The organism is Bacillus sp. FSL W8-1127 (genome assembly GCF_038006725.1).
GTDB lineage: Bacteria > Bacillota > Bacilli > Bacillales > DSM-4216 > Bacillus_O > Bacillus_O smithii.
On the sequence record NZ_JBBOVU010000001.1, the window covers coordinates 36,745 to 60,040 of the forward strand.

General features: G+C 40.9%; 23 protein-coding genes. 22 read left to right on the plus strand and 1 reads right to left on the minus strand.

Going from position 1 to position 23,296, the window contains the following annotated elements:
* Positions 1 to 511 precede the first annotated feature (511 nt).
* From ltrA to rsmI, 12 genes are all read left to right on the plus strand, one after another.
* Positions 512 to 1,774, plus strand: coding sequence for a group II intron reverse transcriptase/maturase (gene ltrA / locus NST12_RS00170; RefSeq protein ID WP_341100012.1), 1,263 nt, complete (start codon positions 512 to 514; stop codon positions 1,772 to 1,774).
* A gap of 318 nt (positions 1,775 to 2,092) precedes the next feature.
* Positions 2,093 to 2,377 (plus strand): hypothetical protein, encoded by a 285-nt coding sequence (locus NST12_RS00175; RefSeq protein WP_341100013.1) that lies wholly within the window; start codon positions 2,093 to 2,095, stop codon positions 2,375 to 2,377.
* Positions 2,374 to 2,568 carry a sigma factor G inhibitor Gin gene (locus tag NST12_RS00180; protein WP_048622321.1) on the plus strand — a complete coding sequence of 65 codons (195 nt, stop codon included), beginning with the start codon at positions 2,374 to 2,376 and terminating at the stop codon, positions 2,566 to 2,568. The genes NST12_RS00175 and NST12_RS00180 overlap by 4 nt, the downstream gene beginning before the upstream one ends.
* A 246-nt stretch (positions 2,569 to 2,814) precedes the next feature.
* Positions 2,815 to 4,233: an aminotransferase class I/II-fold pyridoxal phosphate-dependent enzyme gene (locus tag NST12_RS00185; protein ID WP_341100014.1), complete on the plus strand. Its 1,419-nt coding sequence runs from the start codon at positions 2,815 to 2,817 to the stop codon at positions 4,231 to 4,233.
* A gap of 346 nt (positions 4,234 to 4,579) precedes the next feature.
* Positions 4,580 to 5,218 carry a dTMP kinase gene (gene tmk / locus NST12_RS00190; RefSeq protein ID WP_003352338.1) on the plus strand — a complete coding sequence of 213 codons (639 nt, stop codon included), beginning with the start codon at positions 4,580 to 4,582 and terminating at the stop codon, positions 5,216 to 5,218.
* 381 nt (positions 5,219 to 5,599) lie between these two features.
* The gene (locus tag NST12_RS00195) at positions 5,600 to 6,040 is read left to right on the plus strand and encodes a YaaR family protein (protein ID WP_048622323.1); all 441 of its coding nucleotides are present in this window, start codon (positions 5,600 to 5,602) and stop codon (positions 6,038 to 6,040) included.
* A gap of 13 nt (positions 6,041 to 6,053) precedes the next feature.
* On the plus strand, positions 6,054 to 7,067 hold the full coding sequence (gene holB / locus NST12_RS00200; protein WP_445662315.1) for a DNA polymerase III subunit delta': 1,014 nt from the start codon (positions 6,054 to 6,056) through the stop codon (positions 7,065 to 7,067).
* Entirely contained in the window at positions 7,060 to 7,887 is an 828-nt protein-coding gene (locus tag NST12_RS00205; protein ID WP_003352335.1) for a PSP1 domain-containing protein, read from the plus strand. Before holB ends, NST12_RS00205 begins: the two co-directional genes overlap by 8 nt.
* Positions 7,888 to 7,901: 14 nt before the next feature.
* The gene (gene yabA, locus NST12_RS00210; RefSeq protein WP_003352334.1) at positions 7,902 to 8,261 is read left to right on the plus strand and encodes a DNA replication initiation control protein YabA; all 360 of its coding nucleotides are present in this window, start codon (positions 7,902 to 7,904) and stop codon (positions 8,259 to 8,261) included.
* 349 nt (positions 8,262 to 8,610) lie between these two features.
* A complete protein-coding gene (locus tag NST12_RS00215) occupies positions 8,611 to 9,351 on the plus strand; it encodes a tRNA1(Val) (adenine(37)-N6)-methyltransferase (RefSeq protein ID WP_327805823.1) in 741 nt (246 codons plus the stop codon).
* Positions 9,335 to 9,610, plus strand: a complete 276-nt coding sequence (locus tag NST12_RS00220; protein ID WP_270584452.1) for a GIY-YIG nuclease family protein — start codon at positions 9,335 to 9,337, stop codon at positions 9,608 to 9,610. The genes NST12_RS00215 and NST12_RS00220 overlap by 17 nt, the downstream gene beginning before the upstream one ends.
* A complete protein-coding gene (rsmI, locus tag NST12_RS00225; RefSeq protein WP_048622327.1) occupies positions 9,600 to 10,478 on the plus strand; it encodes a 16S rRNA (cytidine(1402)-2'-O)-methyltransferase in 879 nt (292 codons plus the stop codon). The genes NST12_RS00220 and rsmI overlap by 11 nt, the downstream gene beginning before the upstream one ends.
* An 87-nt stretch (positions 10,479 to 10,565) precedes the next feature.
* On the opposite strand, the gene NST12_RS00230 is transcribed toward rsmI, so the two are convergent.
* On the minus strand, positions 10,566 to 10,859 hold the full coding sequence (locus tag NST12_RS00230; protein WP_003352328.1) for an AbrB/MazE/SpoVT family DNA-binding domain-containing protein: 294 nt from the start codon (positions 10,857 to 10,859) through the stop codon (positions 10,566 to 10,568).
* Positions 10,860 to 11,488: 629 nt separating this feature from the next.
* On the opposite strand from NST12_RS00230, the gene metG reads away from it, so the two are divergent.
* The 10 genes from metG (at position 11,489) to purR (ending at position 23,294) form a co-directional block, all read left to right on the plus strand.
* Positions 11,489 to 13,438, plus strand: coding sequence for a methionine--tRNA ligase (metG, locus tag NST12_RS00235; protein ID WP_270584467.1), 1,950 nt, complete (start codon positions 11,489 to 11,491; stop codon positions 13,436 to 13,438).
* 442 nt (positions 13,439 to 13,880) lie between these two features.
* Positions 13,881 to 14,648: a TatD family hydrolase gene (locus NST12_RS00240; protein ID WP_048622329.1), complete on the plus strand. Its 768-nt coding sequence runs from the start codon at positions 13,881 to 13,883 to the stop codon at positions 14,646 to 14,648.
* A 211-nt stretch (positions 14,649 to 14,859) separates the two neighbouring features.
* Entirely contained in the window at positions 14,860 to 16,065 is a 1,206-nt protein-coding gene (locus NST12_RS00245; RefSeq protein ID WP_341027629.1) for a ubiquitin-like domain-containing protein, read from the plus strand.
* Positions 16,066 to 16,266: 201 nt separating this feature from the next.
* Positions 16,267 to 16,824, plus strand: a complete 558-nt coding sequence (rnmV, locus tag NST12_RS00250; protein WP_048622331.1) for a ribonuclease M5 — start codon at positions 16,267 to 16,269, stop codon at positions 16,822 to 16,824.
* Positions 16,821 to 17,696, plus strand: a complete 876-nt coding sequence (gene rsmA / locus NST12_RS00255) for a 16S rRNA (adenine(1518)-N(6)/adenine(1519)-N(6))-dimethyltransferase RsmA (RefSeq protein ID WP_003352322.1) — start codon at positions 16,821 to 16,823, stop codon at positions 17,694 to 17,696. Before rnmV ends, rsmA begins: the two co-directional genes overlap by 4 nt.
* 138 nt (positions 17,697 to 17,834) lie before the next feature.
* Positions 17,835 to 18,716: a sporulation peptidase YabG gene (yabG, locus tag NST12_RS00260; protein WP_341027631.1), complete on the plus strand. Its 882-nt coding sequence runs from the start codon at positions 17,835 to 17,837 to the stop codon at positions 18,714 to 18,716.
* Between the two features lie 863 nt (positions 18,717 to 19,579).
* Complete coding sequence (gene veg, locus NST12_RS00265; protein WP_048622332.1) at positions 19,580 to 19,849, plus strand: biofilm formation stimulator Veg; 270 nt, start codon at positions 19,580 to 19,582, stop codon at positions 19,847 to 19,849.
* A 208-nt stretch (positions 19,850 to 20,057) separates the two neighbouring features.
* The gene (locus tag NST12_RS00270; RefSeq protein WP_003352318.1) at positions 20,058 to 20,243 is read left to right on the plus strand and encodes a small, acid-soluble spore protein, alpha/beta type; all 186 of its coding nucleotides are present in this window, start codon (positions 20,058 to 20,060) and stop codon (positions 20,241 to 20,243) included.
* A 1,286-nt stretch (positions 20,244 to 21,529) separates the two neighbouring features.
* Entirely contained in the window at positions 21,530 to 22,399 is an 870-nt protein-coding gene (ispE, locus tag NST12_RS00275) for a 4-(cytidine 5'-diphospho)-2-C-methyl-D-erythritol kinase (RefSeq protein ID WP_003352317.1), read from the plus strand.
* Between the two features lie 61 nt (positions 22,400 to 22,460).
* Positions 22,461 to 23,294 carry a pur operon repressor gene (gene purR / locus NST12_RS00280; RefSeq protein ID WP_003352315.1) on the plus strand — a complete coding sequence of 278 codons (834 nt, stop codon included), beginning with the start codon at positions 22,461 to 22,463 and terminating at the stop codon, positions 23,292 to 23,294.
* The last annotated feature ends 2 nt before the right edge of the window (positions 23,295 to 23,296 follow it).

Genomic DNA, 23,296 nt, shown 5'->3' on the forward strand with positions numbered 1-23,296 from the left:
CCGAGCTGCGAAGGCAGAAGTAGCAGTTAGATTAACGCAAGGGTGTCCGTGGTGACGCGGAATCTGAAGGAAGCGGGCGGCAAACTTCCGATCTGAGGAACACGAACTTCATAGGAGGCTAGGTATCACTGGGTGAGTTTGCACAACAAAACAAAGCCCTTTCTGCCGAAGGTGATACAGAGTAAATGAAGCAGATGGATGGAAGGAAAGATTACACTCTTACCCGGGGAGGTCTGATGGATACGTGAAGTAGCCTTCATAACCTACTTAGTGATAAGTAGCTGAGCCATCAGAAGTCAGCAGAGGTCATAGTACGAATTGGTCTAGAACAATTCGGAAGGACTGAACAATTAAGAGAGAATAGCCCTTTGCATTCAGTGTGTCATGTTGAACACAGAAAACGTAGTACCTCACTTGAGGAAGGAAACGGTGAATCCCGTGGGGGACCTCTTGGAGGGTGGAGTGACCACTGGCATAAGAAGATAAGCTATTCACGGAAGGAAGAATAACAATGCTTTTGAATCAAATCCTGTCACGGGAGAATATGCTTTTAGCTTTACAAAGAGTAGAAAAGAACAAAGGTAGCCATGGAGTAGATATGATGCCCGTACAAAACCTCCGTCAGCACATAGTCGAAAACTGGATATCTATGAAAGAGGCAATTCTCAAGGGTACCTATGAACCAATGCCTGTTCGAAGAGTCGAAATCCCGAAACCTGATGGCGGTGTTCGGTTACTAGGTATTCCAACCGTAACAGACCGTTTGATTCAACAAGCAATTGCCCAAGTATTATCGAGGATATATGACCCTATGTTCTCCGAACATAGTTATGGGTTTCGTTCAAATCGAAGTGCTCATGACGCAGTTAGGAAAGCAAAAGGCTATATCAGAGATGGTTATAGATGGGTAGTAGACATGGATTTAGAAAAGTTCTTCGATCGAGTGAATCATGACAGGCTGATGAGTACATTAGCCAAGACTATTAAAGAAAAGCCACTATTGAAGCTAATCCGCAAATATCTACAAGCTGGTGTCATGATTAATGGTGTGGTATCTAGGACAGAAGAAGGGACGCCGCAAGGTGGCCCCCTAAGCCCTTTACTTTCGAATATTGTACTAGATGAACTAGACAAAGAATTAGAGAAAAGAGGGCATAAATTTGTTCGTTATGCCGATGACTGTAATATTTACGTGAAGTCAAAACGGGCTGGTGAAAGAACCATGGCTAGTGTCAAACGATTTATTGAGGGAAAACTTCGTCTAAAAGTCAACGAGAAGAAATCTGCGGTTGACCGACCATGGAAACGAAAGTTTCTAGGATTTAGTTTTACACCTTCAAAAGAGCCAAAAGTTCGGATTGCCAAGCAAAGTCTAAAACGAATGAAGAAAAAGGTGCGAGAAATCACGTCAAGAAAAATACCATACCCAATGGAATATCGGATTAAGAAACTTAACCAATATCTACTTGGATGGTGTGGATATTTTGCATTAGCAGACACAAAGAGTATCTTTGAAGATTTGGATGGCTGGATTCGACGAAGACTCCGGATGTGTTTATGGAAAAACTGGAAGACCTCAAAGACCAGGATACGCAACCTCATAAAACTAGGAGTTCCTGAATGGAAAGCTTATGAATGGGGGAACAGTCGCAAAGGTTATTGGCGAATCTCAAAAAGTCCCATATTACACAGAACCCTTGGAAACTCCTATTGGAGTAACCAAGGGCTTAAAAGTCTACAGAAACGTTATGAATTCTTGCGTCATTTATCTTGATTGAACCGCCGTATACGGAACCGTACGTACGGTGGTGTGAGAGGACGGGGGTTAATCACCCCCTCCTACTCGATTTGAAAGAAGCGATATACAGTTTTGGCTTGTTATGGTGTGCTTTAACGGATGGCTGTTAAGATTCTTTTCTTATTTTAATGAATGAAAGGGACATCATTTCTGAAAAAATCTACTTCGTCTAATTAGTGATCTTTCGTCAAAACAATCTTTCTTAGAAGATCAAAGTCTCTTTTTTCTTGAACGCTTTTCTATAAAGGTGTTGTTAGAAATAAAAGCTGTTCTCTTAAAGTAGAGGCTTTAACCGTGTTTGAATCAACAATGACAGCAAATAGTCCTAGAAGGTTTAAATTCCGTCCCAAAAAAGCAAATGGAAGCGGCGCGATTCTTTGGATTAAAACGCTAAGGTTTGAAAAAATGATGACCCTTGGTCGCCCAGTTCCTTTCACTATAAAAAAGACCATCGCTAGATATGCTTTATCAGAACGATTGCATAATGCGAAAGTGATCCACAACGGAAGTATATTCTATTTTCGTATAAAAAGGGAGAAAAAGGGCAGAATGATAGAGAAGGGGAGGTGGATGAAATGAAGAATCAGAGAGACAGCGGGGAGATTTGTATCATTTGCGAAAATCAAAAAACGGAAGGCATTCATATATTGGAGTCTTTTATTTGTACGGATTGCGAAAAAAAGATGACTTCTATTGAAACGACACATTCGGATTACTCCTACTATGTACAAAAATTAAAAAAAATAAAATCATCCAATGTCTATTCATAAGTACCGTTATGTTGCTATTTTCATTGAAAATAACATTCTGTTTATAGTATGAGGATTGGAATCAATTTTTCAGCAGCAAGTGTTCTTTCTATCGCCGGCTAGTCCAATAGAGTGGAACGGTCGATATACCAATTTGCTATTTTAAGATGGATTATTTCAAATATTTCGGAGTCCCGTGGTTGATTTTTTGCACGGGGTCTTTTTGTATAATGGTGAGTAGAAAACAAGAAAGGACAAAAAGACAAGATGGAACAAGAAAAAATGCCTATTATGGATGCGTTAATCAAACATCAACAAAAACGGCCTGTTTCTTTTCATGTACCCGGTCATAAATTTGGAACAGTAATAGGAGAGATTCCAGACGATTTTCGGACGATTTTATCTTATGATGCTACCGAAATTACCGGCCTTGACGATTTTCATTCTCCCGAAGGAGCGATCCTGGAGGCTCAGACTCTTTTAACCAAACTATACGGTTCTAAGAAAAGCTATTTTTTAGTAAACGGAAGCACCGCCGGCAACCTTGCCATGATTGCCAGTTCTTTTCAGAAAGAGGATATTGTATTGGTGCAAAGAAACTGCCATAAATCCATCATCCACGGATTGATGCTGGCCAACATTCGCCCTGTTTTCCTGGAGCCGGAATATGATGAAAAAACAAAAAGCCCTGCAGGTGTTTCTTTGGATACATTGAAGCTTGCATTGGAGCGGTTTCCAAATGCCAAAGGACTGATTCTAATCTATCCCAGCTATTACGGCGTATCTTACCCGATCAAGGAACTGATCGATTATGCCCATCAAAAGGATTGTATCGTATTGGTCGATGAAGCTCACGGGCCTCATCTCGTTCTCGGGGATCCATTTCCTCCATCGGCTTTGAGCATGGGAGCAGATATGGTCGTTCAATCGGCGCATAAAATGCTTCCGGCGATGACAATGGGTTCTTTTTTTCATGTCGGCACGGAGAGACCTTCGTTAGAAAAAGTGGAATTCTACTTATCGCTTTTTCAATCGAGCAGTCCCTCTTATCCGATTATGGCTTCCTTAGATGCTGCCAGACAGTATTTAGCATTGATAAAGGAAGAAGATGTGGCTTTTACGTTGGAGGAAAGAGAGCGTTTTGTGGAATGGCTTCAAAAAGAAAAGGACTTGCAAGTAGCGGTGTCTGAGTTCCCGTATGATCCATTGAAGCTAATAGTGCGGAGTCCAAACAGCGATGGTTTTCAGCTGAAAAAGGATATTGAAACGGCAGGAGTTTTTCCTGAACTGGCCGATCCTTATCAAATTCTTTTTACGCTGCCATTACTAAAGGAAGGAAATCGTATTTTTTATCAGCAAGCAAAAGAAGCAATCGCCAGAGTGACAATAACAGAACGAAATGTACGACCTGTGGAGTTGCCGGCACTTTCCCATTCTAAAGTATCATCTGTTCCCGTTTCTTTCGAAAATTGGAAGGAAAATGATAAGAGGTGGGTAAAGCTTTCCGAAGCGGAAGGAAGCATATCCGCCGCCATGATCATTCCTTATCCACCGGGGATACCGCTCTTAATGATGGGAGAAAGAGTGACGAAGGAAAAAATCGATTTTATTGAAGAATTAGTAGCAAGAGGTGCTCATATACAAGGAGATCATCAGCTGAATGAGGAATTCATCGCTGTATATTAGTGAGAAAACATGGCGGCAAATCCTTTTCTTAGTGAAAGCTAAATTTCTTTTCGGTTTTCCTTATCTTTTGCTATTTTCCTAACATATGAAAACCAGTAGAATAGAAAGGACGATATTTATGTTGAAAAAGCTTCGTCTACAAATTAGAGTTCCTGTAGAGAAGCTTTTGTTTTTTATAAATTAACATCATGAAGCCCTTTGAAAAGCGTGATTCATCTCACTATTGAGATCGTTTTGGTTGGATCAACTGGAAAAATAAACGCGGTACGATACCTTCCTGTTTTCCGGTTCGATCAGGTATACTTAAGTACGTGTTTGGAGGTATAAGAATCCGGAGGTTCGAAAGATGATAAATAATGGTATTTTTATTACGGTAGAAGGTCCTGAAGGCGCCGGAAAAACGACGATCGCCCAAAGGATCGTAGAAAATTTAAAACGAGAAGGCTACCAGGCTATGTACACAAGAGAGCCAGGAGGCATTTCCATTTCTGAACAAATTCGACAAATTCTTTTAAATAGCCAAAATACTGCAATGGATGGCCGTACAGAAGCGCTTCTTTATGCAGCGGCCAGACGTCAGCACTTGGTAGAGAAGGTGATTCCAGCGCTGGAAGCAGGAACCATTGTAGTATGCGATCGATTTATTGACAGTTCTCTTGCCTATCAAGGGTATGCCAGAGGGCTTGGCGTAGAGGAAGTATATAAAATCAATGAATTTGCCGTAGATGATGCCATGCCCCATTTAACGCTATACTTCGACATTTCTCCTGAAATTGGTTTGCGTCGAATTCAACAGAACAAAGGGAGAGAAGTGAATCGGCTTGATCTTGAAACGCTCGATTTCCATCAGAGAGTGAGAAAAGGATATTGGCAGTTGCTTGATCAGTTTCCGGAAAGAATGGTCAAAATTAATGCTGAACAGCCAATTGAATCAGTGTTTCAAGACAGCTGGAAAACGGTTCTGAAGTTTCTCCTCAATCGTTGAGAATCTCCTCCCCACATTTCTCAAAATTACCAGCGTTTCTTGCTGATTCTTTATACTCAAAAGTTCAATGGAACGGAAAGGCGGCCTAACACCGTATGTTGGTCCCTTTCAGTCGTTCCAATACGGTTTGGTTTTCAAAGATTTTCTGCTTTTTCCAGCAAGCGCACCCCCATTCTCCGCGTTTGTATCTTTTCTCTCTGTTCGTTTATTCTACAAGCATGATCAATCTTGGTATAATAAAAGAAAATGCTTTTTAAAGAGGCCTCTTGATGAAACTTGCTTTAGCTGATGAAAATCGGAAAAGCCATTCATGAATGACGCTTTCTTGTTATATCCTTTTCGGCAGATGAGTTTCATCAATTTGAACGGAGGTTGTACAGGATGAAAATAAATCAAGATCTTCGGATCGGAGCGGAAAATTTTCGAGGAGACATAAAGAGAACACCAGCTGTTCATGGCCAGTTTTTAAATCTGGTACAACAATATGATCAAAAATTAAAAGATGAGCAGCTCAAACAGCTAATGGCCAATATTGATGAAGCTGGAGAACGGTTGGCTAAATCCAGAAATCTTCAAGATTTAGTAAAATATAAAACGTTAATTAAAAAATTTATAAAGGAAACAGTCGATTATGGAATGGAGTTGAGCAGTTCCCATTCCTGGAACTTATACGGCGAAGGCAGGCAGCTGAAAGTAGTCAAGACGATAGATGAAAAATTAGTGGAATTGGCCGAGGATCTAGTGAATAAAGAAAAGTTGACGATTGATATTTTGGGCAAAATAGGGGAAATTAAAGGCTTGCTTATCAATTTATATGCGTAGGAAGGGATTAGTGTTGTTGAAAAATTGGGATGAGTGGAAAAACATACAGCCACAGGCAGCCAATATGCTGCACAATAGTTTGAAAAAAGAACGCATAGCCCACGCTTACCTTTTTGAAGGAGAAAAAGGGACCGGCAAAAAACAAGCTGCCCTATTTTTGGCCAAAAGCCTATTATGTGAACAGCCTCTTCCTGATTATACGCCTTGCGGACAATGCAGCAATTGCCGCAGAATTGAAAATGGCAACCATCCTGATCTTCATTTGATTGAAACAGAAACGGACAGTTTATCGATTAAGAAACAACAAATTGAAGCACTGCAAAGGGAATTTGCCAAAACGGCGGTAGAATCAAAACGCAAGATTTATATAATCGAACATGCAGATCGAATGACGACAAGTGCCGCGAACAGTTTATTGAAATTTTTGGAAGAACCTCATCCAGGAACAACTGCCATTTTGTTGACTGAACAGTATCATCGAGTACTTCCAACCATTATATCCCGCTGTCAAACGATTACGTTTAAACCATTGCCGATTGATTATCTTGAAACTCGTCTGAGGGAAGAGCAGGTAGGTGCCAATATGGCTGCTTTAGCCGCTCGTCTTACGAATAACCTTCAAGATGCGCTGGAGTTGAGCGCAGATGAGTGGTTTGCGCAAGCGCGTAAAATAGTGTTAAAATTATATGAAGCGCTTAATAAACAACCTCTAGAAGCCATGATCAAACTTCAAGAAGAGTTTCATCAACATTTTAAAGATAAGCAGCAGATAGAAAGAGCCTTGGATTTATTGCTCCTTATATATAGAGATTTATTATCCATCCAAATAGGCAAAAGTGACCATTTAGCCTATCCTGATCAACGTGCACATTTTGAAAGCAGGTCCCTTCAACTATCGATCAAGCGTCTTACGGAATGTATGGAAGCCATTTTTGAGGCGAAGCGCAAGCTGCAAGCCAATATGAATTCTCAGCTGTTAATGGAACAGCTTGTGCTAAAATTACAGGGAGGGTTCACCTTTGTATGATGTAGTAGGTGTCCGATTTAAAAAAGCGGGCAAAATATATTATTTTGATCCGGGCGATTTTTCGATTGAAAAAGGAGACCCGGTTATTGTAGAGACGGTTAGAGGGATCGAATATGGCCATGTGGTAGTAGGCCGCAAAACGGTGGATGAAAATGACGTTGTTCTGCCGTTGAAAAAAGTCATTCGGCCGGCGGATGAAAAAGATCATCATATTGTGGAAGAAAATAAAAAAGCTGCCCAGGAAGCGTACCATATTTGTAATGAAAAAATTATGGATCATCAGCTGGAAATGAAGCTGGTCGATGTAGAATATACGTTTGACCGCAATAAAGTGATTTTTTATTTTACGGCTGACGGCAGAGTGGACTTTCGTGAACTTGTAAAAGATTTAGCGGCAGTGTTCCGGACGAGAATCGAGCTTCGGCAAATTGGAGTTCGGGACGAGGCCAAGATGTTGGGCGGGATCGGGCCGTGTGGAAGAATGCTTTGCTGTTCCACATTTTTAGGAGATTTTGAACCGGTGTCCATTAAAATGGCAAAAGATCAAAATCTTTCTTTAAATCCAACAAAAATTTCCGGTTTGTGCGGACGGTTGATGTGCTGCCTAAAATATGAAAATGATGAGTACGAAACGGCGAAAGAAGAACTCCCTGACTTGGGGGAAGTCATTAAGACGCCACGTGGAGTCGGCAAAGTAGTGGGACTAAACATTTTGGAACGGGTGCTTCAAGTAGAGCTGGCTGAACACGATCGGGTGTTGGAGTTTACTTTGGAAGAAATTTTTAATGAAGGTGCCTTTTCATCGCAAGCCACAGAGTAATTGAGGTGGAACCAGTGGATAAAAAAGAGTTCTTTGATTCAGTCAGCCATATGGAAATTCAAATCGGAAATTTGTATCAACAACTGGGGGAATTGAAACAAAAACTGGCAGAGTTATTGGAGGAAAACAATTCCCTTAAACTGGAAAATGAACATTTGCGCCGGAGACTGGAGCAAATGGAGAACTCTGGTGAACAAACCGCATCGTCTGAAAAAAACAGCCGTTTTTCTCCCAAAACAATGGATATCGGGGAAGGATACGATAACCTTGCCCGACTTTATCACGAAGGTTTTCATATTTGCAACGTCCACTTTGGAAGCCCTCGTCAAAATGAAGATTGTTTATTTTGTTTATCCTTTTTGAATAAAAAATAAATCAAAGCTTTCGTTGTACGTTGTCTTTTATAACCAGTATAATGGGGACAGACTGCCAATATATAAAGAAGCGAATTTCCTCTGAGGAATTTTTCCAAAGATGAATGTCGATTTAAGCTTTGCATGGCAGCATTGATTTAATAAGTTTTAACAATTGAAATAAGCGATGCTCTCAAAAATTTAACGGTCAGTGATCTTTCCATTTGGATTTCATCCCCCGATAAAATAAGACATTAGAACGGCATTCGATTGGTGCTGTTTTCTTTTTTTGTGGAGATGATCGTGTGGCCTTCTGGTTTGGAATATGAGTTTATTTGAGATACTACTTGGAAGCGGAGGTTTTTCATTGATGTTAAAAGAGGACGAACGCTTGGACTTTTTGCTTGCTGAGGATATGCGGATCATCCAGAGTCCAAATGTGTTTGCCTTTTCCCTTGATGCTGTGTTGCTTGCCCGCTTCGTATACGTTCCCATTCAAAAAGGAAGTTTGGTTGATTTATGTTCGGGGAATGGAGTTGTTCCTCTGTTGTTAAGCAAGCGGACGAAAGGAACGATCGTTGGTGTCGAAATTCAAGAAAAGTTATACGACATGGCGGTGCGAAGCATTGAATACAACCACCTGGAACATCAAATTCAAATGGTGCACGGCGATTTAAAAGATGCTCCTCGAGTGCTTGGATATGAAAAACATGATGTTGTCACTTGCAATCCTCCTTATTTTTCAACTCCTCCTTCTGGGGAAACGAACCTCAATGAACATTTCGCCATTGCCCGCCATGAAATTATGTGCACGCTTGATGACTGTGTGAAGGCGAGCAGCGAGCTTTTGAAACAAGGCGGAAAAGCAGCTTTTGTCCATCGGCCTGAAAGGCTGCTCGATTTGGTGACAGCTATGCGCAAGTATCGATTGGAGCCGAAACGATTGCAATTTGTCTATCCTAAACCGGGAAAAGATGCGAATACCATTTTGCTTGAGGCGATTAAGGACGGAAAACCGGGAATGAAAATTTTGCCGCCTTTGACGGTTTATCACGAAAATAATGAATATACGGAAGAAGTTAGGAAGATTTTATATGGAGAAAGCAAATGAACATTATTTTTACGTTTTAAAATGCGGCGATGGTTCGTTTTACGGCGGGTATACGACGGACGTTCAAAGAAGAGTTCGCCAGCACAACGACGGAAAAGGGGCAAAATATACGAGAAGCAAAGGTCCGGTTAAGCTTATTTATACGGAAGCTTTTGAGACAAAAGGAGAAGCGTTGAGGGCGGAATATCGTTTTAAGAAGTTGACGAGAAAACAAAAGGAAAAGTTTTTGGGGCTGGCAGGTGATCGAGATGATCAGTAAACAACGCAGTTATGTCGAACAAGAGAATCGGGGAATTCTTTATTTAGTGCCGACGCCAATCGGCAATTTGGAAGACATTACGTTTCGGGCGCTTCGCATTTTAAAAGAAAGCAGCGTCATTGCTGCCGAAGATACAAGGAATACAAGAAAACTTTGTCATTATTATGACATCCACACTCCTCTCATGAGCTACCACGAACATAATAAAGAAGCGAGCGGACGCCAAATCATAGAACGGTTAAAACAAGGAGAGCAAGTTGCATTAGTGAGCGATGCCGGTATGCCAACGATATCCGATCCGGGGTATGAACTGGTAAGAGCAGCCGTTGCTGAAAAGATTCCTGTTGTGCCGCTGCCCGGCGCCAATGCTGCTCTTACTGCATTAATTGCTTCAGGGCTTCCAACACAGCCGTTTTATTTTTTTGGGTTTCTGAGCCGGCAAAAAAAAGAAAAAAAAGAAGAGCTGAACAGGTTAAAAAATATCACGGATACGATTATTTTGTATGAATCTCCACATCGTCTTAAAGAAACGTTGGAATACATGCTTGATATTCTTGGCAACCGTCCCATTACATTATGCAGAGAGTTGACCAAAAAATTTGAAGAATTTTTGCGCGGAGACATAAAAGCAGCGTTGAATTGGGTAGAAAACGAAAAAGTCATGGGAGAATTTTGTCTAATTTTAGAAGGGGCAAAAGAACAAGAGGCTGAAACAGGGGAAAAATGGTGGGAGTCGCTGTCGATTGTGGATCATGTCAATTTTTACATTGACGCAAAGAAAATGGATGCAAAAGAAGCGGTGAAACAAACGGCAAAAGACAGAAATATGCCAAAGCGGGAAGTATACCAAATGTATCATAATACATAAAAATAGGAAGCGAATCAGGCAAAATAAAAGAGGCTGTATCGGCATAATCCAGTGTCGATACGGCCTCTTTGCATTTTCTAATAAAAATTATTTATTCGCTGCGGACAGGTGAAAAGCTTCTTCGATTTCTTTTAACAACAATTCGGCGCCTTCACGGCTTAAAATTAATTTTCCGCCTGCCAATTTTACGTTGTCATCAGAAACTTCTCCAGTGATTTGGCAGGTCATGCTCGGTTTATATTTTTTTAGAATAATCTTATCATCATCTACATAAATTTCCAAAGCGTCTTTTTCAGCAATGCCTAATGTACGACGAAGCTCTATAGGAATAACCACGCGGCCTAGTTCATCAACTTTACGAACAATGCCAGTTGATTTCATTTGTCAATTCTCCTCTCATTTCATTTTTTGTTCTCTATATTTCTCTCTGATTCGTCAAATTTCGACAAATTTTGTTTATGTTTTAATAATACCAATGCTGCCAAAAGTAGTCAACAAGAAAAATGAAATTTTTCTAATAAATGTCAGACTTCTAGTAACTACTATCATTTGTAAATAAAGGGGATTTGATAAATGCTGTTTTTAAGTAAGAATTTTTAAAATCTCGGGACGAAATCATGGAAAACTTTTGTCCCTTTGTATTTACATTAAGGAAAGAATGCGAGAAAATAAAAAGAGGATTCGATTATTTGCAGAAGCTTATCAGATTATGTATATTTTGATGTTATAAGAGGAAATGATGTAGCATAAATGGTCTTTTCATGCAAATGGACTGATCGGATGCTATTACCGTGTTAGGAATTTCCGCTTCGGTTTTTTTCAGCTTCTGTGAGATCAGCGTACGGCAAGCAAAAATCGTGACGATTGATTATGAAGCATTTTGATGGGAGAGATGGACGACCCCGCTTTTTATGCAGGATGCCCTATCGATCTCGAATGCAATCGGTAGGAGGCAACCTCTTCTCTCATGGCAAGGTGCACATTTTATGTTGTTAAAGGGGGTTATATGAATGAAAAAAACTTTTTATTTGACAACGCCAATTTATTACCCAAGCGGAAATTTACATATTGGGCATGCTTATACAACGGTAGCCGGTGATGCGATGGCACGTTACAAAAGGATGCGCGGCTATGACGTGATGTTTTTAACGGGGACGGATGAACACGGGCAAAAAATTCAAAGAAAAGCGGAAGAAAAAGGGGTTACCCCTCAACAATATGTCGATGAAATCGTTGCCGGCATCCAAGAATTATGGAGAAAACTCGACATTTCATATGATGACTTTATTCGCACGACACAAGACCGCCATAAAAAAGTGGTTGAAAAGATATTTAAAAAATTATTAGATCAAGGCGATATTTATCTTGATCAATATGAAGGCTGGTATTGTACACCGTGTGAATCTTTCTTTACTGAAAGACAGCTTGTAGACGGTAAATGCCCTGATTGCGGCCGGCCGGTTGAAAAAGTGAAAGAAGAATCCTATTTCTTCAAAATGAGCAAATATGTCGACCGTTTGTTGCAGTTTTATGAAGAAAATCCTGATTTTATCCAGCCTGAATCCCGAAAAAATGAAATGATTAATAACTTTATTAAGCCGGGATTGGAAGATCTAGCAGTTTCCCGCACTACCTTTGATTGGGGGATTAAAGTGCCGGGAGATCCAAAGCATGTCATTTATGTTTGGATTGATGCTTTGACCAATTATATTACCGCCATTGGATACGGAAGCGAAAATGAATCAAAATTCAAAAAATATTGGCCTGCTGATGTCCATCTAGTCGGAAAAGAAATTGTCCGCTTCCATACTATTTACTGGCCGATCATACTAATGGCGCTGGATTTGCCGCTGCCGAAGAAAGTATTTGCCCATGGCTGGCTGCTGATGAAAGATGGAAAAATGTCTAAATCAAAAGGGAATGTTGTCGATCCGGTAACATTGATCGACCGTTACGGACTTGATGCGCTGCGCTACTATTTGCTGCGCGAAGTTCCTTTTGGATCAGACGGCGTCTTTACACCAGAAGGGTTTATAGAACGGATCAACTATGATTTGGCAAATGACCTCGGAAACCTGCTCAATCGGACAGTTGCTATGATCAATAAATATTTTGATGGGCGGATTCCGGCTTATAAAGGATCCGAAAGCGAGTATGAACGTCAGTTGCTGGAAGCCAATAAGGAAACGGTAGAAAAATACGAAGAAGCGATGGAAAACATGGAATTTTCCGTTGCATTGACGGTCGTATGGCAGCTGATTAGTCGAACGAATAAGTTTATTGATGAAACTCAGCCTTGGATTTTGGCAAAAGAGGAAGATAAACGCGAAGAGCTGGCCAGTGTCATGGTTCACTTGGCAGAATCTTTACGTCGTGTAGCTGTTCTGCTTAAGCCATTTTTAACAACGGCTCCGAAAAAAATCTTTGAGCAGCTGAACCTTTCTACGGAACAGTTTACATCTTGGGAAAGCTTAGAAACATTCGGCGTCATTCCAGATGGCACAAAAGTAGTGGAAAAAGGAGAGCCGATTTTTCCGCGGCTGGATATTGACGAAGAAGTGAAATTTATTAAATCGAAAATGCAAGGCGGTTCGCAACCCGCTGAAGTGAAAAAAGAAAAAACAAATGACTCTTCTGCAGAAATTTCAATTGATGATTTTATGAAAATTGATTTAAGAGTCGCTCAAGTCATTGAGGCTGAACCGGTTAAAAAAGCGGATAAGCTGTTAAAACTGCGCCTTGATTTAGGAGACCATAAGCGCCAAGTGATCTCAGGAATCGCTCCATATTATAAGCCGGAAGAGTTGATCGGTAAAAAAGTGATTTGCGTAGTCAATTTAAAACCAGTTAAATTAAGAGGAGAATTATCAGAAGGAATGATTTTAGCCGGAGAAAAAGACGGCGTATTATCATTGGCGAGCGTCGATGAAAATCTTCCAAACGGTGCAAAGGTTAAATAATAAGACTAAGAAACATAGAATGTTTCACGTGAAACAAGATTCGACGGAAACTTCTATGTTTCTTTTTTCTTAGACGTTAAATCCATTCATTAGTAAAACTGTCCAGTATGTATAGTCTTCCGTTTTGGCTATTTTTCTTTTTCCGCTAAACCGCTGATCAAGGAATTTGATTGAAAGGTATATGCTTTAAAAAATAGGAATCGAAAAATATACATGATATTATGATGACAAATGAACCGCTATTGTCATCATTTTGTCATATGGATGGAAGAAAAGGAAAGGATGGACAAAGGACCAGAAGACACATCTTCCTCTGTATTTTGAGGAAAACTACCTATGATGATGGGCGTGTTCTGGATTTTTGGCGTAAAGGGAAAATTGTAATCTATTTGACATGTCTTTTTTGAAAGGAAACAACGTAGAGTAAAGGAGAGAGCAAAAGATGTTGTTTGATACTCATGTTCATTTGAACGATGAACAATTTTCCGATGATTTGGACGAGGTGATAGACAGAGCAAAAGAAGCCGGTGTCGAAAAGATGGTGGTGGTAGGTTTTGACCGGCCTACGATTGAAAAAGCGATGAAACTAGTAGATCAATACGATTTTCTATACGCCAGTATAGGGTGGCACCCGGTGGATGCTATCGATATGACAGAGGCTGATTTGGAGTGGATTGAAAAATTGACCTCTCATCCAAAAGTAGTAGCAATAGGAGAAATAGGGTTGGATTATCATTGGGATAAGTCCCCAAAAGAGGTTCAAAAAGAAGTGTTTCGCAAACAAATTCGACTAGCCAAAAAAGTAAAATTGCCGATTATTATCCATACTCGAGAAGCGACACAAGACACTATAGAAATTTTGAAAGAAGAAGGAGCGCATGAAGTAGGAGGAATTATGCACTGCTTCAGCGGCAGCGTTGAAACAGCACGAGAATGTATCAATATGAATTTTTATATTTCTTTGGGCGGTACGGTAACATTTAAAAATGCGAAAAAGCCAAAGGAAGTTGCTGCTGAAATTCCTTTAGAAAAACTATTAATCGAAACAGATTGTCCGTATTTAGCTCCGCATCCTTACCGCGGCAAACGAAATGAACCTGCACTCGTAAAACTCGTTGCCGAGCAAATTGCCGAATTAAAGGGCATTCCTTATGAAGAGGTAGCCCGGAAAACGACGGGAAATGCCCAAAAATTATTCGGCATTGTCTGACGGCAAATTTTGTCGCATTGCTTTACAATTTGTTGTCAACTTTCGATTTTCTTGAAAGTTCTACAAGCCTCCTTTCATTCATACACTAAGCCTGTCGATAAGTCTTTCTATCATTTTTTTATCCAGCTATGCATAATAGTTGGAAAAAGAGAGAGGACAGAGCGATAGATTCTCTGTTTGAGGAAAGGATGACAAAGGGGGCCTATTTTGAATGACAGTAAACGAATTTAAACAGGATCGTTCAAGGTTTAAGTCGAGAAAAAGTTTTTTATTGGCAGCTGGAGTTGTTCTTCTATCATCTACAAGTGCTTATTCTTATTATGAAAGCACAGAGAAAACGGTTGAGGTCAAAATCAACAACCGGGAGAAAACGATTGAAACAAGGGCCGACACCGTGGCAGAGGTGGTGAAAGAACTCAAGCTGCCTGTCAAACCAAAAGATTATTTAGTTCCTTCAAAACAGACCAAAATAAAAGACGGAATGAATATTGAATGGAAGCCATCCAAGCAGATCCATCTTACGATCGAAGGCAAGAAAAAGACGGTTTGGACAACTGCCGATACGGTGAAGGACTTTCTGAAGGAAGAACATTTGTCCATTTCTCAATTCGACAAAGTGGCTCCTTCGTTCAATCAAGCCCTTCAAAATCATATGAATGTCAAAATCAATAAGGCGTTTCCGGTGACGTTAGTGGACGGAAACAGGAAAAAAACAGTATGGACTGCTTCGACTACTGTCGGTGATTTTTTAAAACAACAGGGGATCACTTTTGGCAAATGGGACAAGGTAAAGCCTGGATTCGACGACTACTTGCATTCAAACAGCTCCGTGAAAATCGTTCGAGTTAAAAAAACCACCGATGTAGTGGAAAAGTCTAAAGCATTTGCTATCACCATCCAAAAAGACCCAAGTCTTATGGAAGGAGAGAGAAAGGTTCTTCAGGAAGGGCGAAACGGTACAGTGATAAACACATATGAGTCTGTCTATGAAAATGGTCGGCTCATCTCTAAAAAACTTTTAGAGCAAAGGACGATAGTGGAAGGTCGAAATAAAATTATTGCGGAAGGCACGAAAAAGAGAGATGGTCAATTTGCAGCTGAAACGGCGTCGGCTGCTGGCACTAGAGGAAGAGAGCTTTTGGTAACGGCCACTGCCTATACCTCCAATTGCAGCGGCTGTTCAGGAATTACAGCGACAGGCATAAATATACATTCCAGCCCTAATATGAGAATCATTGCTGTCGATCCGGGGCTTATTCCCCTTGGATCTAGGGTATATGTGGAAGGATACGGCTATGCCGTTGCGGCGGATACGGGTGGAGCCATCAAAGGCAACCGGATTGACATTCTTATGCCTTCCCAATCCGCAGCAGCACAATGGGGCCGGAAACAAGTCAAGATTCAGATTATCGATTGATTCTTGATGAAGCGAGGGGAACCTCGCTTTTTCTATTTATATAAAATATAATAGACAAGTATTCATCGGATGATAAAAATACTTAAGCGGCTGACGGAGATGATTTTTTAAGAATATTTTTCATTTCCGCAGCTTTGAAAAATTGGTTTGCCCGCCTCATTTGGATTGGGCGGATAAGAATCATTTTTATGGAGGAAATGCATGAAAATAAAAGAAGTGATCGTTGTAGAGGGGAAAGATGATACAACGGCGATCCGGCGTGCCGTTGACGCCGATACAATTGAGACAAACGGATCTGCTGTTTCGAAAGAGACGATCGAAAAGATTAAACTGGCACAAGAAAAAAGAGGAGTCATTGTTTTTACAGACCCGGATTATCCCGGCGAGCGGATCAGGCACATTATTTCTCAAGCGGTTCCCAATTGCAAGCATGCTTTTTTGCCAAAGGACGAAGCGAAGCCGAAGAATGGAAAAGGAATCGGAGTCGAACATGCCAGTCCTGAAAGTATCAGGGAAGCGCTAAAAGAAGCGCAATGGATGGAAAAAGAAGCAGAAGAGCAAATAAGGAAAGAAGATTTGATCACTGCCGGATTAATCGGTGGAGGAAATGCCAGAGAAAGAAGAGAAAAATTAGGGATTAAGTTAAAAATAGGCTACACAAACGGAAAACAGCTTTATAACAGGCTAAAGATGTTTCAAATTACAAGAGAACAGTTTTTGAAAGCCATGGAGGAAGTGCTGCAGGAGGAAAAACGATGAAAGATATTGCGACACCGTCCAGAACGAGAGAAATTTTAAAAAAATATGGCTTTGCGTTCAAAAAGAGTTTAGGGCAAAACTTTCTCGTCGATCCTAATGTGTTAAATCGGATCACTGAAGCCGCCGGTCTGACGAAGGAAACAGCTGCCATTGAAATCGGCCCGGGTATTGGCGCTTTAACCGAGCATTTGGCGCGAAAAGCGGGAAAAGTGGTGGCATTTGAAATTGACAAGCGGCTATTGCCTATTTTGAAGGACACGCTTTCCCCCTATAAGAACGTAGAAATTATTCACCAAGACGTTTTGAAAGCGAATGTAAAAGAGGTCATTAAAGAAGAGCTTTCCGGATATTCCGATATTATGGTGGTGGCTAACCTCCCTTATTATGTCACCACTCCAATTATTATGAAATTATTGGAAGAATGTTTGCCGATTAGAGGGCTGGTGGTTATGATGCAAAAGGAAGTCGCTGATCGGCTTTCGGCACAACCAGGTACGAAAGAGTACGGCTCTTTATCCATCGCCGTACAATATTATACGGAAGCAAAGACAGCGTTTGTCGTACCTAAAACCGTTTTTATCCCTCAGCCTAATGTCGACTCTGCTGTCATTCATTTAAAAAGACGAACAAAGCCCCTCGTGGAAGTGGATAATGAATCTTTCTTCTTTTCTCTCGTCAAAGCGGCTTTTGCGCAAAGAAGAAAAACGTTAATCAATAACTTAACTTCGCAAATGCCCAATGGCAAAGAAAAAAAAGAACAAATTCTCAACATTCTTGCTGAAGCGGAGATTGATCCTTCCCGCCGGGGTGAATCTTTATCCATACAAGAATTTGCTCGTTTAAGCAATTTGCTTTATCCGTTATTTTCTTAACAAGGAGAACTCATCATTTGGATTTCCAACTCTTGTAAAAGAGGCAAATTTTGTGGCGGTCCCCCTCATACACGCTTCCTTCCGCGATTGCATATGCTGGCAAGGAAATATTTATTTTTGCCTGTGGAGATGACGGTTATGGGGATCAAAATCAATGATATGGTCGGCCGGCAGTCTTACAAATGCGATTTGTTGTTTCGGGTTATCGATTTCACAAATATAAACGGAAAAGAGATGGCGATTTTATACGGTGAGGATTTTCGATTAATGGCAGACGCCCCGATTGAGGATTTGATCGTCATCGAACAAAAAGAACAGCTGGAAGCGGCTCGCCAGATCAGAACGCTGGAAAAACAATCATTTGAGCTTTTTCAACGAGACCTCCATTTGCTGAAGGAAAGGCAAGAATATGAAGTTACAGGGGGCTACAACGAGGAAGGATCCAATATATTTCAGCTACCTGGAAAAGTGTTGCATTTAGACGGAGATCCGGCTTTTTTAAAAAAATGTCTGGCTGTCTATGGTCAATTTGGAGTTCCCGTCAAAGGCGTACATTGCAGTGAGAAAGATATGCCGGTAAAAGTGTTGGAGCTTTTGGAACGGCATCGGCCGGAGATTCTTGTCATTACGGGACATGATTCCTATTCAAAGTCAAAAGGGAAAAAATCGGATTTAAATGCTTATCGAAATTCCAAATATTTTGTTCAAACCGTAAAGGAAGCTCGAAAAAAAATACCGAGTCTTGATCAGTTAATTATTTTTGCGGGTGCTTGTCAATCCCATTTTGAATCATTAATTAGGGCCGGCGCCAATTTTGCCAGTTCGCCGTTTCGAGTCAACATTCATGCCTTGGATCCTGTCTATATTGTAGCTAAAATCAGTTACACCCCTTTTCATCAATCGGTTAATGTGTTAGATGTCCTTAAGAATACATTAACTGGCAATAAAGGGTTAGGCGGTGTAGAAACGAGGGGAGTTTTAAGGACCGGAATGCCGTACCATTGGAATTTAGATGATTAAGCTGTAATGAAGGAGTTTCATTACAGCTTTTTATATGTGCGCCCGGCATGTACATGAACTATAGGGTGTAAGTCCCGAACCCCGAAGACAGAAGTAGAGGTTAGCCAAGAGCAAGGGTGTCCGTGGTGACGCGGAATCTGAAGGAAGCTGGAGGCAAAACACCGGTCCGAGGAACACGAACCTCATATAAGGCTAGGTATGATTGAGTGAGTTTGCATAACAAAACAAAGCTCTTTCTGTCGAAGGTCATATCGAGTAAATGAGGCGGATAGATGGTGTGAAAGTGCATGTACTTACCCGGGGAGGTCTGGCGGATATGTGAAGTACTCTTCATAACCTACTTAGTGATAAGTAGCTGAACCGTCAGAAGTCAGCAGAGGTCATAGTATTAGTTGGTCTAGAACAACTAAGAAGGACCGAACAATTAAGAGAGAATAGCCCTTGGTATTCAGTGAGTCATGATGAACACAGAAAACGTAGTACCTCACTTGAGGGAGGAAGCGGTGAATCCCGTGGGAGACCTCTTGGAGGGTGGAGTGACCACTGGCATAAAGAGAACAGCTATTCACGGAAGTTATAAAGACTTGCGTCAATTATCTTAATTGAACCGCCGTATACGGAACCGTACGTACGGTGGTGTGAGAGGACGGGAGTTAATCGCTCCCTCCTACTCGATTGGATGAAAAAATTAAAGCGGTGTTTACATAAAACATCAGTGAAGTGGCATATTAGAACTGTAGAAAAAAGAAATATTTTGAAAAAATAAAAATGTTGACAGTAAGGGTTTTCGTTGATAAAATTATTAATTTATTTGACCACATGTACAAGCTGTGCTATAATAAAGGACAGTGAGGTGGAAGCAAATGCCGAAAACATTAGCCGACATTAAAAAAGCACTTGATTCCAATCTTGGAAAAAGACTTTTGCTAAGAGCAAATGGTGGTCGAAGAAAGACCATCGAGCGATCCGGTATATTAGCTGAAACGTATCCAGCTGTGTTCGTCGTTGAATTGGATCAAGACGAAAACTCTTTTGAAAGAGTGTCGTACAGCTATGCGGATGTGTTGACAGAAACAGTGGAGTTAAAATTTTACGAAGATTCAACAGGGAATATGGCATTAGGGCAGCAGTAGACATCATGTTTGCTGCTTTTTGTTTTCCAATATTGGCGGCAGCCCCCTGTTATAAATAAAGTACTTCGAAACAAAATAAATATGCGGCATAGCTACAACTTTCATCGATTCTTTATGACCGATGAGTGAACCGATCTTGCTTTTTTCGAGCTCTTTTCTCTGTATAGAGTAGGGGTTCGTTAAAGCAAGATAAAAGGGGGATGCTTATATGGGCAAAAGACGAGGAGTTATGTCCGATCGTTTCAAAGAAGAACTTGCCAAAGAACTTGGGTTTTATGATGTCGTCCAACGAGATGGTTGGGGCGGCATAACGGCAAGAGACGCAGGAAACATGGTTAAACGAGCTATCGAAATGGCCGAACATCAGCTCATTAATAAGCAACAATCTGAATAAAAGCCGCACAAAGGCCGGGAAATCAAATTCCCGGCCTTTTTTATGTGCGCCCGGCATGTACATGAACTATAGGGTGTAAGTCCCGAACCCCGAAGACAGAAGTAGAGGTTAGCCAAGAGCAAGGGTGTCCGTGGTGACGCGGAATCTGAAGGAAGCTGGAGGCAAAACACCGGTCCGAGGAACACGAACCTCATATAAGGCTAGGTATGATTGAGTGAGTTTGCATAACAAAACAAAGCTCTTTCTGTCGAAGGTCATATCGAGTAAATGAGGCGGATAGATGGTGTGAAAGTGCATGTACTTACCCGGGGAGGTCTGGCGGATATGTGAAGTACTCGTCATAACCTACTTAGTGATAAGTAGCTGAACCGTCAGAAGTCAGCAGAGGTCATAGTATTAGTTGGTCTAGAACAACTAAGAAGGACCGAACAATTAAGAGAGAATAGCCCTTGGTATTCAGTGAGTCATGATGAACACAGAAAACGTAGTACCTCACTTGAGGGAGGAAGCGGTGAATCCCGTGGGAGACCTCTTGGAGGGTGGAGTGACCACTGGCATAAAGAGAACAGCTATTCACGGAAGTTATAAAGACTTGCGTCAATTATCTTAATTGAACCGCCGTATACGGAACCGTACGTACGGTGGTGTGAGAGGACGGGAGTTAATCGCTCCCTCCTACTCGATGCAGAGAAGAGATCCTCTTTATTCCTCGACTGTGTCCTCTTTATCACTTCAAAATAAAGAACACGCAAAGATCACAGAAAAATTTCGATGAAGCGACAACCATGATAGACGGATTTTCCGATACAGGGAAAGTAAAAATTAATGAAATGAGATCGACTTTTCTTCATCTAAACCTTTGTTTTGTGTGAAGTAAAACGACTCTTTTGCATTGAATAGGAACTGTCCGTGTTTTTAAATTATTCATGATGCATGTTTACGAGGATTTTATCCGTTCGTTTTGTCTACTGTTTATTAAAAAGCTTCACAATGATATCAGCTAAGTGATAGAGTTCATGAACCCGGTCTTTTCATTGTTTTTTGAAAATGGTAAAATAACATACTTGAATGGCTATAATGTGAAAGAATACATACATTTGCATAACAACGTTTTATTTTTTCTTTAGTAAATGATTGATTGACAAATACATCGAACGATCGATTGGGATGAAGGAAAGGCACATGGGTGTTCTTTTCTGTCTCTAAATACCTTCCGATTTCAAACTGCTCAGGGCGGTTTCCAATATCAAACCATCATTCTTCGGTTCAATAGAGTAGGTGAATAAATGAAATTGCATGTAAAAGCACCGGCGAAAATCAATTTATCTTTAGATGTCCTTCATAAGAGACCTGACGGCTATCATGAAGTGGAAATGGTAATGACGACCATTGATCTGGCAGATCGAATAGAGTTAAAAGAATTACGACAAGATGAAATTAGAATTGACTCTCATAACCGTTTTGTTCCCGACGATCATCGCAACTTGGCGTTTCAAGCGGCTAAGTTGTTAAAAGAAACGTATCACATCAAAAAAGGCGTCTCCATTTCCATTGATAAAGCGATTCCGGTAGCGGCCGGACTTGCAGGAGGGAGCAGCGATGCCGCGGCTGTGCTTAAAGGTCTTAATCAAATGTGGCAATTAGGTCTCTCTCTAGAGGAACTGGCCGACCTAGGTTCTCAAATTGGATCTGATGTTTCATTTTGTGTTTTTGGAGGAACGGCGCTTGCAACCGGTAGAGGGGAAAAAATTACCCCGCTTCCAACACCGCCGAATTGCTGGGTGGTTTTGGCCAAACCCCAAATAGGGGTCTCTACCGCGGAAGTTTATCGAAATTTGAAATTGGAAGAGGTTCGACATCCGAATACGAAAGCAATGATTGAAGCGATTGTCGAGCAAAATTATGAAAAAATGTGCCAAAATGTAGGAAATGTATTGGAAAGTGTCACTTTAAAAATGCATAAGGAAGTGGCGCAAATCAAAGAACAAATGATTCGATCGGGAGCGGATGCAGTATTAATGAGCGGAAGCGGGCCTACTGTTTTCGCTCTTGTACAGCATGATTCACGAATGAATCGGATTTACAATGGGTTGAGAGGATTCTGCGGCCAAGTTTTTGCGGTTAGAATGCTGGGCGGACCGCCGACCATTGTGTAAAACCGTATATTAATGTATATTTAAAAGAAAATATTCGGTTTTAAGGAGGCGCGGTGATTATATGAAATTTCGGAGAAGTGAACGGCTCATTGATATGACTTATTATTTATTAGAACATCCCCGCGAGCTAGTATCTTTAACTTTTTTTTCGGAAAGGTACGGTTCCGCCAAATCCTCCATTAGTGAGGATTTGGGAATTTTGAAAGAAACGCTGGAGCAAAGAGGGATGGGCACTTTACAGACCATTCCCGGCGCTGCAGGTGGGGTCAAGTTTTTTTCAAAAGTAAAAGAAGAGGATGCAAGGGCATTTATTAAAGAATTATGTCAGCAATTAGAAAAACCTGAGAGGCTTCTTCCCGGTGGATATTTATTTATGACAGATCTCATTGGAAACCCGCAAATCATACACAAAATTGGGAAACTATTAGGATCCGCGTTTTCTGAAATCGAAATAGATGTGATTATGACGGTGGCCACCAAGGGTATCCCAATCGCTTACGCTACAGCTGCCCATTTAAATGTGCCAGTGGTCATTGTCAGAAGCGACAGTAAAGTAACAGAGGGACCCACTGTAAGCATCAACTATGTTTCCGGTTCGACAAAACGGATACAAACCATGGTGTTGTCAAAACGAAGTTTAAAAGAGGGATCAAGAGTGTTGATCGTGGATGACTTTATGAAGGCCGGCGGAACGATCAACGGAATGAAAAGCATGCTGGCTGAATTTAATGCCGAAGTGGCAGGCATCGCCGTTTTGGTTGAGTCCGAGCATGCAGAGGAACGATTGGTGGAAGATTATATTTCACTTGTAAAATTGCGGGATGTTGATGTAAAAAAGAAGGAAATAAAGGTAGATGAAGGGAATTATTTTACTAAAAATATTCATTTTATTTAAGG

Bases quoted from the DNA above. Each gene is read 5' to 3' on its own strand.
- ltrA (WP_341100012.1), top strand. From the start codon at position 512: ATGCTTTTGAATCAAATCCTGTCACGGGAGAATATGCTTTTAGCTTTA.
- NST12_RS00180 (WP_048622321.1), top strand. From the start codon at position 2,374: ATGAAGAATCAGAGAGACAGCGGGGAGATTTGTATCATTTGCGAAAAT.
- NST12_RS00185 (WP_341100014.1), top strand. From the start codon at position 2,815: ATGGAACAAGAAAAAATGCCTATTATGGATGCGTTAATCAAACATCAA.
- tmk (WP_003352338.1), top strand. From the start codon at position 4,580: ATGATAAATAATGGTATTTTTATTACGGTAGAAGGTCCTGAAGGCGCC.
- NST12_RS00195 (WP_048622323.1), top strand. From the start codon at position 5,600: ATGAAAATAAATCAAGATCTTCGGATCGGAGCGGAAAATTTTCGAGGA.
- NST12_RS00215 (WP_327805823.1), top strand. From the start codon at position 8,611: ATGTTAAAAGAGGACGAACGCTTGGACTTTTTGCTTGCTGAGGATATG.
- NST12_RS00220 (WP_270584452.1), top strand. From the start codon at position 9,335: ATGGAGAAAGCAAATGAACATTATTTTTACGTTTTAAAATGCGGCGAT.
- rsmI (WP_048622327.1), top strand. From the start codon at position 9,600: ATGATCAGTAAACAACGCAGTTATGTCGAACAAGAGAATCGGGGAATT.
- NST12_RS00230 (WP_003352328.1), bottom strand. From the start codon at position 10,859: ATGAAATCAACTGGCATTGTTCGTAAAGTTGATGAACTAGGCCGCGTG.
- metG (WP_270584467.1), top strand. From the start codon at position 11,489: ATGAAAAAAACTTTTTATTTGACAACGCCAATTTATTACCCAAGCGGA.
- NST12_RS00240 (WP_048622329.1), top strand. From the start codon at position 13,881: ATGTTGTTTGATACTCATGTTCATTTGAACGATGAACAATTTTCCGAT.
- NST12_RS00245 (WP_341027629.1), top strand. From the start codon at position 14,860: ATGACAGTAAACGAATTTAAACAGGATCGTTCAAGGTTTAAGTCGAGA.
- rnmV (WP_048622331.1), top strand. From the start codon at position 16,267: ATGAAAATAAAAGAAGTGATCGTTGTAGAGGGGAAAGATGATACAACG.
- rsmA (WP_003352322.1), top strand. From the start codon at position 16,821: ATGAAAGATATTGCGACACCGTCCAGAACGAGAGAAATTTTAAAAAAA.
- yabG (WP_341027631.1), top strand. From the start codon at position 17,835: ATGGGGATCAAAATCAATGATATGGTCGGCCGGCAGTCTTACAAATGC.
- veg (WP_048622332.1), top strand. From the start codon at position 19,580: ATGCCGAAAACATTAGCCGACATTAAAAAAGCACTTGATTCCAATCTT.
- NST12_RS00270 (WP_003352318.1), top strand. From the start codon at position 20,058: ATGGGCAAAAGACGAGGAGTTATGTCCGATCGTTTCAAAGAAGAACTT.
- ispE (WP_003352317.1), top strand. From the start codon at position 21,530: ATGAAATTGCATGTAAAAGCACCGGCGAAAATCAATTTATCTTTAGAT.
- purR (WP_003352315.1), top strand. From the start codon at position 22,461: ATGAAATTTCGGAGAAGTGAACGGCTCATTGATATGACTTATTATTTA.